General features: G+C 62.4%; 22 protein-coding genes. All 22 read right to left on the reverse strand.

Annotated features, from left to right (window positions below):
• Window positions 1-26: 26 nt before the first annotated feature.
• A complete protein-coding gene (gene rplO / locus NS365_RS08730) occupies window positions 27-503 on the reverse strand; it encodes a 50S ribosomal protein L15 (protein WP_058599883.1) in 477 nt (158 codons plus the stop codon).
• A gap of 16 nt (window positions 504-519) precedes the next feature.
• Complete coding sequence (gene rpmD, locus NS365_RS08735) at window positions 520-723, reverse strand: 50S ribosomal protein L30 (protein WP_058599884.1); 204 nt, start codon at window positions 721-723, stop codon at window positions 520-522.
• 62 nt (window positions 724-785) lie between these two features.
• Window positions 786-1343: a 30S ribosomal protein S5 gene (gene rpsE / locus NS365_RS08740; RefSeq protein ID WP_058599885.1), complete on the reverse strand. Its 558-nt coding sequence runs from the start codon at window positions 1341-1343 to the stop codon at window positions 786-788.
• A gap of 140 nt (window positions 1344-1483) precedes the next feature.
• Window positions 1484-1846, reverse strand: coding sequence for a 50S ribosomal protein L18 (gene rplR, locus NS365_RS08745; protein ID WP_058599886.1), 363 nt, complete (start codon window positions 1844-1846; stop codon window positions 1484-1486).
• Between the two features lie 11 nt (window positions 1847-1857).
• On the reverse strand, window positions 1858-2391 hold the full coding sequence (gene rplF / locus NS365_RS08750) for a 50S ribosomal protein L6 (RefSeq protein ID WP_058599887.1): 534 nt from the start codon (window positions 2389-2391) through the stop codon (window positions 1858-1860).
• Between the two features lie 43 nt (window positions 2392-2434).
• Window positions 2435-2833, reverse strand: a complete 399-nt coding sequence (gene rpsH / locus NS365_RS08755) for a 30S ribosomal protein S8 (RefSeq protein WP_058599888.1) — start codon at window positions 2831-2833, stop codon at window positions 2435-2437.
• 14 nt (window positions 2834-2847) lie between these two features.
• Window positions 2848-3153, reverse strand: a complete 306-nt coding sequence (gene rpsN, locus NS365_RS08760; protein WP_058599889.1) for a 30S ribosomal protein S14 — start codon at window positions 3151-3153, stop codon at window positions 2848-2850.
• 21 nt (window positions 3154-3174) lie between these two features.
• Entirely contained in the window at window positions 3175-3732 is a 558-nt protein-coding gene (gene rplE, locus NS365_RS08765; RefSeq protein WP_058599890.1) for a 50S ribosomal protein L5, read from the reverse strand.
• Window positions 3725-4048, reverse strand: a complete 324-nt coding sequence (rplX, locus tag NS365_RS08770; protein WP_058599891.1) for a 50S ribosomal protein L24 — start codon at window positions 4046-4048, stop codon at window positions 3725-3727. Before rplX ends, rplE begins: the two co-directional genes overlap by 8 nt.
• A 12-nt stretch (window positions 4049-4060) precedes the next feature.
• On the reverse strand, window positions 4061-4429 hold the full coding sequence (gene rplN, locus NS365_RS08775; protein ID WP_019998914.1) for a 50S ribosomal protein L14: 369 nt from the start codon (window positions 4427-4429) through the stop codon (window positions 4061-4063).
• A 68-nt stretch (window positions 4430-4497) separates the two neighbouring features.
• A complete protein-coding gene (rpsQ, locus tag NS365_RS08780) occupies window positions 4498-4743 on the reverse strand; it encodes a 30S ribosomal protein S17 (protein ID WP_058599892.1) in 246 nt (81 codons plus the stop codon).
• Between the two features lie 14 nt (window positions 4744-4757).
• Window positions 4758-4958: a 50S ribosomal protein L29 gene (rpmC, locus tag NS365_RS08785; RefSeq protein WP_058599893.1), complete on the reverse strand. Its 201-nt coding sequence runs from the start codon at window positions 4956-4958 to the stop codon at window positions 4758-4760.
• Window positions 4959-4970: 12 nt separating this feature from the next.
• The gene (rplP, locus tag NS365_RS08790) at window positions 4971-5384 is read right to left on the reverse strand and encodes a 50S ribosomal protein L16 (RefSeq protein ID WP_058599894.1); all 414 of its coding nucleotides are present in this window, start codon (window positions 5382-5384) and stop codon (window positions 4971-4973) included.
• A gap of 24 nt (window positions 5385-5408) precedes the next feature.
• A complete protein-coding gene (gene rpsC, locus NS365_RS08795; protein ID WP_058599895.1) occupies window positions 5409-6131 on the reverse strand; it encodes a 30S ribosomal protein S3 in 723 nt (240 codons plus the stop codon).
• The gene (gene rplV / locus NS365_RS08800; protein WP_058599896.1) at window positions 6131-6517 is read right to left on the reverse strand and encodes a 50S ribosomal protein L22; all 387 of its coding nucleotides are present in this window, start codon (window positions 6515-6517) and stop codon (window positions 6131-6133) included. Before rplV ends, rpsC begins: the two co-directional genes overlap by 1 nt.
• A gap of 1 nt (window position 6518) precedes the next feature.
• Entirely contained in the window at window positions 6519-6797 is a 279-nt protein-coding gene (rpsS, locus tag NS365_RS08805; protein ID WP_058599897.1) for a 30S ribosomal protein S19, read from the reverse strand.
• A gap of 12 nt (window positions 6798-6809) precedes the next feature.
• Complete coding sequence (gene rplB / locus NS365_RS08810) at window positions 6810-7646, reverse strand: 50S ribosomal protein L2 (protein ID WP_058599898.1); 837 nt, start codon at window positions 7644-7646, stop codon at window positions 6810-6812.
• 25 nt (window positions 7647-7671) lie between these two features.
• The gene (locus NS365_RS08815; RefSeq protein ID WP_058599899.1) at window positions 7672-7965 is read right to left on the reverse strand and encodes a 50S ribosomal protein L23; all 294 of its coding nucleotides are present in this window, start codon (window positions 7963-7965) and stop codon (window positions 7672-7674) included.
• Window positions 7962-8582, reverse strand: a complete 621-nt coding sequence (gene rplD / locus NS365_RS08820) for a 50S ribosomal protein L4 (RefSeq protein ID WP_058599900.1) — start codon at window positions 8580-8582, stop codon at window positions 7962-7964. Before rplD ends, NS365_RS08815 begins: the two co-directional genes overlap by 4 nt.
• On the reverse strand, window positions 8582-9304 hold the full coding sequence (rplC, locus tag NS365_RS08825; protein ID WP_058599901.1) for a 50S ribosomal protein L3: 723 nt from the start codon (window positions 9302-9304) through the stop codon (window positions 8582-8584). The genes rplD and rplC overlap by 1 nt, the downstream gene beginning before the upstream one ends.
• A 60-nt stretch (window positions 9305-9364) precedes the next feature.
• Window positions 9365-9673 (reverse strand): 30S ribosomal protein S10, encoded by a 309-nt coding sequence (gene rpsJ, locus NS365_RS08830; RefSeq protein WP_007066362.1) that lies wholly within the window; start codon window positions 9671-9673, stop codon window positions 9365-9367.
• A gap of 172 nt (window positions 9674-9845) precedes the next feature.
• Window positions 9846-10676 (reverse strand): elongation factor Tu (locus tag NS365_RS08835; RefSeq protein ID WP_058599902.1); only part of this gene is annotated, 831 nt, incomplete at its 5' end.

Below are 10676 nucleotides of genomic sequence, written 5' to 3' on the forward strand. Positions count from 1 at the left end.
TATTTTCGTCATCGGTTGCGCGAGGCTTAAGCTTCGGCTTCGACCTTCTGCGGCACGGTCAGCGAACCACCGGCCTTCTCGACCTTCTCGATCGCGGCCTTCGAGGCGCCAGCCGCCTGAATCGTCAGCTTGGCCGAAACCTCACCGTCCGACAGGATCCGAACGCCGTCGAGGACGCGGCGCACGACGCCAGCGGCCTTGAGGGCGTCGGCGTCGATCGTGGCCGAAGCGTTCAGCTTGCCGGCTTCGATCGCCTGCTGGATGCGAGCCAGCGACACGATGTTGTAATTCTTCGCGAAGGTGTTCACGAAGCCGCGCTTCGGGAGGCGACGGTAGAGAGGCATCTGACCGCCCTCGAACCCGTTGATCGCAACACCCGAACGAGCCTTCTGACCCTTCACACCGCGTCCGCCGGTCTTGCCCGAGCCGGAGCCGATACCGCGTCCGAGACGCTTGCGCGAATGGGTCGCGCCTGCCTTATCGGCGATTTCGTTAAGCTTCATCACTCTTGCTCCCGGCTTACTGGCCGTCGACAACGCGAACGAGGTGGCTGACCTTGGCGATCATGCCACGAACCGAAGGGGTGTCCTCCAGCGTGCTCGTGCGGTGCATCTTGTTCAGTCCCAGGCCGATCAGCGTGGCACGCTGCTCGCTCGGACGACGAATGGGGCTGCCGACCTGCTCGACGGTCACGGTCTTGCCCGCTGCGTTCTTCTCAGCCATGTCTTGGCTCCTCTATCCCTTGAAAGGACACACTGGGGCAGCGATATCGCGCCCCGAGCGCATCACTCCTCCGCGCCAGCGCCCATGACGTCGCGGCGACGAGCCTGCAACGTCGAGTACTTGATACCACGGCGAGCGGCGACGTCCTTCGGGTGCATCTGACCCTTGAGCGCGTCGAACGTGGCGCGAACCATGTTGTAGGGGTTCGAGGAACCGAGCGACTTCGCGACGACGTCGTGCATGCCGACGGCTTCGAAGACCGCGCGCATCGGACCACCGGCGATGATGCCCGTACCCGCTTCGGCGGTGCGCAAGATGACCTTGCCGGCGCCATGGCGACCCTGCACGTCATGATGCAGCGTACGACCGTCGCGCAGCGGCACGAAGATGAGCTCGCGCTTGGCGGCTTCCGTCGCCTTGCGGATGGCCTCAGGCACTTCGCGCGCCTTGCCATGGCCGAAACCGACTCGGCCCTTGAGATCGCCGACGACGACGAGAGCAGCGAAGCCGAAACGACGGCCGCCCTTCACCACCTTAGCGACGCGATTGATGTGAACCAGCTTATCAACGAAGCCGTCATCCCGCTCTTCGCGGTCATTGCGTTCGTTACGAGGCGCCATATCCTGTCCTTATTTTTTTCCGGAGGCGTCTGAGGATGGATGCCGACTCTGCGGCGTCCGGCTTAAAGCATAAGCGGCGCAGCGAGAAAACCCCGCTTCGCCGCTTATGGCAGATCGATCTCGCCGAAGCGGGATGCAGATCAGAAGTTGAGGCCGCCCTCGCGAGCGGCGTCGGCCAGCGACTTGACGCGGCCGTGATAGATGAACGCACCGCGATCGAAGACGACGTCGGTGACGCCGGCCTGCTTCGCGCGCTCAGCGACCAGCTTGCCGACGGCAGCAGCCGCTGCGGTGTCGGCGCCGGTCTTGAGGTCGGAGCGCAGCGACGTGTCGAGCGTCGAAGCGGCCGCGAGGGTCTTGCCCTCGGCGTCGTCGATCACCTGCGCATAGATGTGCTTCGAAGAGCGATGAATCGAAAGGCGCGGACGGCCGTTCGAAACGGCCTTCAGCGCGCGACGCACGCGGGACGCGCGGCGGCGGAGGAGTTCCTTCTGGGTAGCCATGTTCCCGAGCCTTACTTCTTCTTGCCTTCCTTACGGACGATCTTCTCGCCCGCGTACTTCACGCCCTTGCCCTTGTAGGGTTCGGGTCCACGGAACTCGCGGATCTCCGCCGCCACCTGGCCAACCTGCTGCTTGTCGATGCCGGTGATGACGATTTCCGTCGGCTTCGGAACGACGATCTGAATGCCTTCCGGCACGGGATACAGAACGTCATGGCTGAAGCCCAGGGCGAGCTGAAGATTCTTGCCCTGCATAGCCGCGCGGTAACCCACGCCGCTGATTTCAAGACGCTTCTCGAAGCCGTCCTTCACGCCGGACAGGATGTTCACGATCATCGTGCGGGACATGCCCCACTTCGAACGTGCATCCTTCGACTCGTCACGCGGATCGACCTTGATCGCCCCGTCTTCCATCTTCACGAGGACTTCCTCGTTGACGACGAAAGACAGCTCGCCCTTCGGACCCTTCGCCTTGACCGTCTGACCGTCCACGGAGGCGGTCACGCCTGCCGGTACGGAGACCGGCTTCTTACCAATACGAGACATCGTTGAACCTGTCGATTAGTCGGAACCAAACCTCGATGCCGCGTCAGAAGACGCGGCAGAGGATCTCGCCACCGACATTCTGTTCACGGGCGGCGTGGTCGGCCATCACGCCCTTGGGCGTGGACAGAACCGAGATACCGAGGCCGTTGGCGACGTGCGGGATGGTCTTCGAAGAGACGTACACGCGGCGACCGGGCTTCGATACGCGAGCGATCTCGCGGATCACCGAAGCGCCTTCATAGTACTTGAGTTCGATGGTGAACTCAGCCGTACCGTTCTCGAAGCGGGTTTCCGTGTAACCACGGATGTAGCCCTCTTCCTTAAGAACGTCGAGCACACGCGCCCGCAGCTTGGAAGCCGGGGTCGCGACCGTCGACTTGTTACGCATGGTCGCGTTGCGGATGCGGGTCAGCATATCGCCGAGAGGATCGGACAAAGCCATATCGATTGCTCCTCTTACCAGCTCGACTTGACGACGCCGGGCACCTGGCCCGTGTTGCCGAGATCACGAAGGGCGATACGGCTCATCTTGAGCTTACGGTAGTAAGCCCGGGGGCGGCCGGTGACTTCGCAGCGATTGCGAATGCGAACCTTGGCGGAGTTGCGGGGCAACTCGGCGAGCTGCAGCTGAGCGCGAAAGCGCTCTTCCATGCTCGCGCTCTGGTTCATCGTGAGAGCCTTGAGAGCCTCACGCTTGGCCGCAAACTTGGCGACGAGCTTTGTGCGTCGCTTGTTCTTCTCGATGGCGCTTTTCTTAGCCATGTTCTGTCCTTTCGCCTGCCGTTACTGGCGGAACGGGAAGTTGAGCGCCTTCAGAAGGGCCCGGGCTTCCTCGTCGGTCTGCGCCGTCGTACACACGATGATGTCCATGCCCCACATCTGATCAACCTTGTCGTAGTTGATCTCGGGGAACACGATGTGCTCCTTGATGCCCATGGCGAAATTGCCACGACCATCGAAGCTCTTCGGATTGAGACCGCGGAAGTCCCGAACGCGCGGGAGCGCAATCTGGACCAGGCGATCCACGAATTCGTACATCCGATCCTTGCGAAGGGTAACCTTCGCGCCGATCGGCATGTTCTCACGGACCTTGAAGCCCGCGATTGAGTTGCGAGCGCGCGTGATGACCGGCTTCTGGCCGGCGATCAAGGCGAGGTCCTCGGCGGCGACGGTCGGCTTCTTGGAGTCGCCGGTGGCTTCACCGACGCCCATGTTGATCACGACCTTGTCGAGACGCGGAACCTGCATCTCGTTGGAGTACTTGAACTCCTCGAGAAGCTGCTTGCGGATCTCGCTCCGGTAAACCGACTTCAGGCGCGGCATGTACTGGGTGTCAGCCATCGATCTGTTCTCCCGAACGCTTGGCGAAACGGACCTTCTTGGCGTTCTCACCTTCACCGACGACCTTGAACCCAACGCGGGTCGGCTTACCATCCTTCGGGTCGGCGACCGAAAGGTTGGAGAGATGGATCGGAGCTTCCTTGGAAACAATGCCGGCTTCCTGGCTGGCGGACTGCTTCTGGTGGCGCTTCACCATGTTGACGCCGGACACGACCGCGCGGTCGTCCTTCGGCATCACCTGCGTCACGGTGCCGGTACGACCCTTGTCCTTACCGGCGAGTACGACGACTTTGTCGCCCTTCTTGATCTTCTGCATAGAACCGGCTCCTTACAGCACTTCAGGTGCCAGGGAAATGATCTTCATGTGGTTCCGCGCGCGAAGCTCGCGGGGAACCGGTCCGAAGATACGGGTGCCGACCGGCTCTTTCTTGTTGTCGATGAGGACGGCCGCATTGCGGTCGAACCGGATCACCGAACCATCGGGACGACGGATGTCCTTGGCCGTGCGAACCACGACCGCCTTCATCACGTCACCCTTCTTCACGCGGCCACGCGGAATGGCTTCCTTGATCGAGACGACGATGATGTCGCCGACCGAAGCATACTTCCGCTTGGAACCGCCCAGCACTTTGATGCACATGACACGACGTGCGCCGGAATTGTCCGCCACATCGAGGTTTGTTTGCATCTGAATCATGTCAGGCCGCCTTCAAATAACGAGCGGCCGGGGAGCGCAGGATCGCGCGCTTCACCCGGCACAAGTGTTCAACGAGCCGCTGCTTCGCCAGCAACGACGATCCAGGTCTTGTCCTTCGAGATCGGCTTGGTCTCCTCGATGGAGACCATGTCGCCGATCTTGTACTGGTTCGACTCGTCGTGCGCCTTGTACTTCTTGGACCGACGAACGGTCTTCTTGAAGAGCGGATGCGTGAAGCGACGCTCCACGAGCACGACGACCGTCTTGTCATTCTTATCGGAGACCACAGTCCCCTGCAAAACGCGTTTCGGCATAGTAGATCTTACCTTTAGGCCTTGGCCGTGTCCGCCTTCTGGCGGGCGATGGTCTTGATACGGGCGATGTCGCGGCGAATTTCCTTGACCCGAGCCGTATTTTCGAGCTGGCCTGTAGCACGCTGGAAGCGCAGATTAAACTGCTCTTTTTTCAGCTTGCCGAGTTCTTCGCTCAGTTCGTCCTGCGTCTTGGCGACGAGATCGTTGGCTTTCATGATCCCTACCCCTTATTCGGCGATGCGCTGAATGAAACGGGTACGGATCGGAAGCTTCGCCGCGCCGAGGCGGAGGGCTTCGCGCGCCACCTCTTCGGCAACGCCGTCGATCTCGAACATGATGCGACCGGGAGCGACGCGAGCCGCCCAGTATTCGATCGCGCCCTTGCCCTTACCCATGCGGACTTCGGTCGGCTTCGCGGTGACCGGAAGGTCGGGGAAGATACGGATCCACACCCGGCCCTGACGCTTCATCTGACGCGTGATCGCGCGGCGGGCCGCTTCGATCTGGCGTGCGGTGACGCGCTCCGGCTCAAGAGCCTTGAGGCCGAAGGTTCCGTAGCTCAGAACCGCGCCGGCCTTGGAAGCCCCGTGAATGCGTCCCTTGAACGCCTTCCGGAACTTCGTGCGCTTTGGCTGCAACATTTCATTTACTCCGGAGCTGGCCTATCAGGCGTTATCGCGCTCGCGCTCGCGACGACGGTTGTTGCCGCCACCCGAGGCTTCACCTTCCACCGCCCGACGCTCAGACGCCATCGGATCGTGCTCGAGAATCTCGCCCTTGAAGATCCAGACCTTGACGCCGCACACGCCATAGGCGGTGTGGGCTTCGGCCGTGCCGTAATCGACATCCGCACGAAGGGTATGCAGGGGCACGCGGCCCTCGCGGTACCATTCCATGCGCGCGATTTCCGCGCCGCCCAGGCGACCCGAGCAGTTGATGCGGATGCCTTCGGCACCCAGACGCATCGCGGACTGCACGGCACGCTTCATGGCGCGGCGGAAGGCGATACGGCGCTCGAGCTGCTGCGCGATACCCTGCGCGACCAGCGTCGCGTCGGTCTCGGGCTTGCGCACTTCAACGATGTTGATGTGCGTCTCGGCATTGGTCATCGCGCCGAGCTTCTTGCGAAGCTTCTCGATGTCCGCGCCCTTCTTGCCGATCACGATGCCCGGACGAGCCGAATGGATCGTGACGCGGCACTTCTTGTGCGGACGCTCGATGACGACCTTGGAGACCGCCGCCTGCTTCAGCTCGTTGAGAAGGTACTTGCGGATCGCAAGATCTTCATGGAGCAGCTTGCCGTACTCGTTCGTATTGGCGAACCAACGCGAGTCCCAGGTCCGGTTGATACCGAGACGAAGGCCGATCGGATTGACTTTCTGACCCATTACGCGGCCTCCTCTTCGGCCACTTCACGGACCACGATCGTCAGATGCGAGAAGGGCTTCTCCACCCGGCTCGCACGACCGCGGCCACGAGCGTGGAAACGCTTCATCGTGATCGACTTGCCGACAAACGCCTCGGCAACGACCAGAGCGTCCACGTCGAGATCGTGGTTGTTCTCGGCGTTGGCGATGGCGCTTTCCAGCGTCTTCTTCACGGTCTCGGCGATCCGCTTGCGCGAGAAGGTCAAATCGGCAAGCGCACGATCCACCTTCTTGCCGCGGATCAGCTGCGCGACCAGGTTCAACTTCTGTGGGCTGACGCGGATGGTGCGAGCAACTGCCCGTGCCTCGTTGTCCTTGAGCCCACGCTCGGCCTTGGCCTTGCCCATGTTACTTCCTCTTCGCCTTCTTGTCGGCGCCGTGGCCGTAATAGGTGCGGGTCGGGGAAAATTCGCCGAACTTGTGTCCGACCATATCCTCGTTGACCAGGACCGGGATGTGCTTGTTGCCGTTGTACACGCCGAACGTCAGACCGACGAACTGCGGGAGGATCGTGGACCGACGGGTCCAGATCTTGATGACTTCGTTGCGACCGCCGGAGCGGACCTTTTCGGCCTTCTTCAGCAGGTAGCCATCAACGAACGGACCTTTCCAGACGGAACGTGTCATGGAGTGTTTCCCTTACTTCTTGCGCTGATGGCGCGAGCGCATGATGAACTTGTCCGTGGACTTGTTCTGACGCGTCCGCTTGCCCTTCGTCGGCTTGCCCCAGGGCGAAACCGGGTGACGGCCACCCGAGGTGCGGCCTTCGCCACCACCGTGAGGGTGATCGACCGGGTTCATCGCGACACCGCGGACATGGGGCCGACGTCCGAGCCAGACCGAGCGACCGGCCTTGCCCAGATTGATGTTGCCGTGGTCTGGATTGGACACGGCACCGACCGTGGCGAAGCACGAGCCGGAGACGAGACGCTGCTCGCCCGAGTTCAGACGAAGGATCGCCATGCCCTGATCGCGGCCGACGAGCTGCGCATATGCGCCAGCCGAGCGCGCGATCTGACCACCCTTCTCCGGCTTCATCTCCACATTGTGGATGATGGTGCCGACCGGCATCGCCGACAGCGGCATCGCGTTACCGGGCTTCACGTCGACGCCGGTGAGGCCGGCCACGACCTGATCGCCGGCAGCGAGGCGCTGCGGGGCCAGGATGTAGGCCAGCTCGCCGTCCGCATAGCGGATCAGCGCGATGAAGGCGGTGCGGTTCGGATCGTACTCGATGCGCTCCACCGTGCCGACGACGTCGAGCTTGCGACGCTTGAAGTCGATCATGCGGTAGGTGCGCTTGTGACCGCCACCCTGGTAGCGCGCCGTGATGCGCCCCATGTTGTTGCGGCCGCCCTTGGAATGCAGGCCTTCGGTCAACTGCTTGACCGGCTTGCCCTTCCAGAGACCCGAGCGGTCAACGATGACCAGCTGGCGCTGGCTCGGCGTGACCGGATTGAAGCTTTTCAGTGCCATGTTCTCAATTCCTCGCGGCCAGGCGTCACAGACCGGTCGAGACGTCGATGGACTGACCTTCGGCCAGCGTCACGATCGCCTTCTTCTGATCGCTCAAACGGCCGAGACGGCCACGGAAGCGACGGGTCTTGCCCTTGCGGACCAGCGTGTTGACGGCCGTCACCTTGACGCCGAAGAGCGCCTCGACGGCGGCCTTGATCTGCGGCTTGGTCGCGGTACCGGGAACGTTGAAGACCACCTGATTGAAGTCCGACACGAAGGTCGACTTCTCGGTGATCACCGGGCTGGTGATGACGTCGTAATGACGAAGATCGGTCATTTGAAGCGCTCCTCGAGAGCCTCGACGGCCGCCTTCGACAGGACAAGCGTCTGACGGCGAAGAATGTCATAAACGTTGATGCCCTGGATCGGCAGCACGTCGATGTTCGGAAGGTTGCGAGCGGAACGCGAGAAGTTCACATCGAGCTCGGAGCCGCCAATGATCAGCGCATTGGTCCAGCCGAGGCCTGCGAACTGCGTGGCGATCGCCTTGGTCTTGCCGTCGTTGGACGCGAGGTCGTCAACGACGATCAGGCCACCCGCCTTTGCCTTGGCCGAGAGCGCGTGCTTCAGACCGAGGGCGCGCAGCTTCTTGGGCAGGTCGTGAGCATGCGAACGCGACACAGGACCGTGAGCCTTACCGCCGCCGCGGAACTGCGGAGCGCGAGCCGAACCGTGACGAGCGCGACCGGTGCCCTTCTGCTTGTAGAGCTTGGCGCCCGTACGAGCGATCTCGGCGCGGCCGAGCGACTGGTGCGTGCCCTGCTGACGCTTAGCGAGCTGCCAGCGAACGACGCGCTGCAGAATGTCTTCGCGCGGCTCGAGACCAAAAATCTCGTCAGCGAGCGTCACCGAGCCAGCGTCACCGCCGGAAAGGGAAGTGATCTTGATGTCCATTATTCCGTACCCTCGGAAGCGGCTTCAGCGGCCGAGCCGGCATTCGCGGCCTGGCGGATCGCGGCGGGCTTGGGAGCGTTGGCAGGAAGCGGAACCTTGACCGCGTCGCGAACGTAGATCCAGCCGCCCTTCGAGCCGGGGACGGCGCCACGGATCAAGAGCAGACCCTTGTCGGCATCCGTACGGATCACTTCGAGGTTCTGGGTCGTCACGCGGGTCTGGCCCATGTGACCGGCCATCTTCTTGTTCTTGAAGACCTTGCCCGGATCCTGGCGCTGACCCGTCGAACCGTGCGAACGGTGCGACACGGACACACCGTGCGTGGCACGAAGACCGCCGAAATTGTGGCGCTTCATAGCGCCGGCGAAGCCCTTACCGATCGAGGTACCGGTGACGTCCACCAGCTGACCCGCGACGAAGTGCTCGGCCGTGATCTCGGCGCCAACCTCAATGAGGTTGTCGCTCGAAACGCGGAATTCCGCGACCTTGCGCTTGGGCTCGACCGAGGCCTGGGCGAAGACGCCGCGCATGGCCTTGGACGTGTTCTTGACCTTCGCAAGACCGACGCCGAGCTGAACAGCGGTGTAGCCGTTCTTCTCTTCGGTCCGCTGGCCGACAACCTGCAGATTTTCGATCTTCAGGACCGTGACCGGAACATGCTCGCCTGCATCATTGTAGATGCGGGTCATGCCGACCTTCTGTGCAATCACACCTGAACGCATATGTTCTTCCTTCAGAGGAACCTTAGGGGCTCAACACCCGGTCGGTTCTTGTTAGGCTCGTCAGAGCTTGATCTCGACGTCGACGCCAGCGGCGAGGTCGAGCTTCATCAGCGCATCCACGGTCTGCGGGGTCGGGTCGACGATGTCGAGGAGCCGCTTGTGGGTCCGCATTTCGAACTGCTCGCGCGACTTCTTGTCGATGTGGGGCGAGCGGTTCACCGTGAATTTCTCAATGCGCGTCGGCAGCGGGATAGGCCCGCGCACGTTGGCACCCGTACGTTTTGCCGTCGATACGATCTCGCGGGTGGAAGCGTCGAGCACTCGGTGGTCGAACGCCTTCAGGCGGATGCGGATATTCTGGCCGTTCATTGCATTCGTCCTTCCGTCGGAGCCATGCCGGAGAACCGGCGCTTTCCGAGCGCTAAAACAGTCTTCAGCCAATTTGAACAGGACGCCTCAACGGCGCCCAAACCGCCCTATAGGGCAAAGGGAACGCGGCGATGTACACCGCCGCGTTCCCCCATTCAAGTGGATTCGAGATTTACTCGATGATGGAAGCGACGATACCGGCGCCGACGGTGCGGCCGCCTTCGCGGATCGCGAAGCGCAGCTTCTCTTCCATCGCGATCGGAACGATCAGCTTGACGTCCATCGTCACGTTGTCGCCTGGCATCACCATCTCGGTGCCCTCGGGCAGCGTGACGACGCCCGTCACGTCCGTCGTGCGGAAGTAGAACTGCGGACGGTAGTTCGTGAAGAACGGCGTGTGACGGCCGCCCTCTTCCTTGGTCAGGATGTAGGCCTCGGCCATGAAGCGCGTGTGCGGCTTCACCGAACCCGGCTTGCACAGAACCTGACCGCGCTCGACGCCTTCACGGTCCACGCCGCGAACCAGCGCGCCGATGTTGTCGCCCGCCTGGCCCTGGTCCAGAAGCTTGCGGAACATCTCGACGCCCGTCACCGTCGTCTTCTTGGTGTCGCGGATGCCGACGATCTCGACTTCCTCACCCACCTTCACGATGCCGCGCTCGACGCGGCCCGTCACCACCGTGCCGCGGCCCGAGATCGAGAACACGTCTTCGATCGGCATCAGGAACGGCATGTTGATCGGACGCTCAGGCGTCGGGATGTAAGCGTCGACCTGCTTCATCAGCTCGCGAACCGCGTTCTCGCCGATCTCCTTGTTGGAGTCTTCGAGGGCCGCCAGAGCCGAGCCCTTCACGATCGGAACGTCGTCGCCGGGGAACTCGTAGCTCGACAGAAGCTCGCGCAGCTCCAGCTCGACCAGCTCCAGAAGCTCGGCGTCGTCGACCTGATCGACCTTGTTCAGGAACACCACCAGCGCCGGCACACCGACCTGGCGGGCCAGGAG

Source organism: Aureimonas ureilytica (assembly GCF_001475935.1).
GTDB lineage: Bacteria > Pseudomonadota > Alphaproteobacteria > Rhizobiales > Rhizobiaceae > Aureimonas > Aureimonas ureilytica_A.

Bases quoted from the DNA above. Each gene is read 5' to 3' on its own strand.
- rpsN (WP_058599889.1), bottom strand. From the start codon at position 3,153: ATGGCTAAGAAAAGCGCCATCGAGAAGAACAAGCGACGCACAAAGCTC.
- rplV (WP_058599896.1), bottom strand. From the start codon at position 6,517: ATGGGCAAGGCCAAGGCCGAGCGTGGGCTCAAGGACAACGAGGCACGG.
- rplN (WP_019998914.1), bottom strand. From the start codon at position 4,429: ATGATTCAGATGCAAACAAACCTCGATGTGGCGGACAATTCCGGCGCA.
- rplB (WP_058599898.1), bottom strand. From the start codon at position 7,646: ATGGCACTGAAAAGCTTCAATCCGGTCACGCCGAGCCAGCGCCAGCTG.
- rplR (WP_058599886.1), bottom strand. From the start codon at position 1,846: ATGGCTACCCAGAAGGAACTCCTCCGCCGCCGCGCGTCCCGCGTGCGT.
- rplO (WP_058599883.1), bottom strand. From the start codon at position 503: ATGAAGCTTAACGAAATCGCCGATAAGGCAGGCGCGACCCATTCGCGC.
- rpsQ (WP_058599892.1), bottom strand. From the start codon at position 4,743: ATGCCGAAACGCGTTTTGCAGGGGACTGTGGTCTCCGATAAGAATGAC.
- rpmC (WP_058599893.1), bottom strand. From the start codon at position 4,958: ATGAAAGCCAACGATCTCGTCGCCAAGACGCAGGACGAACTGAGCGAA.
- rplD (WP_058599900.1), bottom strand. From the start codon at position 8,582: ATGGACATCAAGATCACTTCCCTTTCCGGCGGTGACGCTGGCTCGGTG.
- rplF (WP_058599887.1), bottom strand. From the start codon at position 2,391: ATGTCTCGTATTGGTAAGAAGCCGGTCTCCGTACCGGCAGGCGTGACC.
- rpsH (WP_058599888.1), bottom strand. From the start codon at position 2,833: ATGGCTTTGTCCGATCCTCTCGGCGATATGCTGACCCGCATCCGCAAC.
- rplE (WP_058599890.1), bottom strand. From the start codon at position 3,732: ATGGCTGACACCCAGTACATGCCGCGCCTGAAGTCGGTTTACCGGAGC.
- rpsC (WP_058599895.1), bottom strand. From the start codon at position 6,131: ATGGGTCAGAAAGTCAATCCGATCGGCCTTCGTCTCGGTATCAACCGG.
- rpmD (WP_058599884.1), bottom strand. From the start codon at position 723: ATGGCTGAGAAGAACGCAGCGGGCAAGACCGTGACCGTCGAGCAGGTC.
- rplP (WP_058599894.1), bottom strand. From the start codon at position 5,384: ATGTTGCAGCCAAAGCGCACGAAGTTCCGGAAGGCGTTCAAGGGACGC.
- rpsJ (WP_007066362.1), bottom strand. From the start codon at position 9,673: ATGAACGGCCAGAATATCCGCATCCGCCTGAAGGCGTTCGACCACCGA.
- NS365_RS08815 (WP_058599899.1), bottom strand. From the start codon at position 7,965: ATGACCGATCTTCGTCATTACGACGTCATCACCAGCCCGGTGATCACC.
- rplC (WP_058599901.1), bottom strand. From the start codon at position 9,304: ATGCGTTCAGGTGTGATTGCACAGAAGGTCGGCATGACCCGCATCTAC.
- rpsS (WP_058599897.1), bottom strand. From the start codon at position 6,797: ATGACACGTTCCGTCTGGAAAGGTCCGTTCGTTGATGGCTACCTGCTG.
- rplX (WP_058599891.1), bottom strand. From the start codon at position 4,048: ATGCAGAAGATCAAGAAGGGCGACAAAGTCGTCGTACTCGCCGGTAAG.
- rpsE (WP_058599885.1), bottom strand. From the start codon at position 1,343: ATGGCGCCTCGTAACGAACGCAATGACCGCGAAGAGCGGGATGACGGC.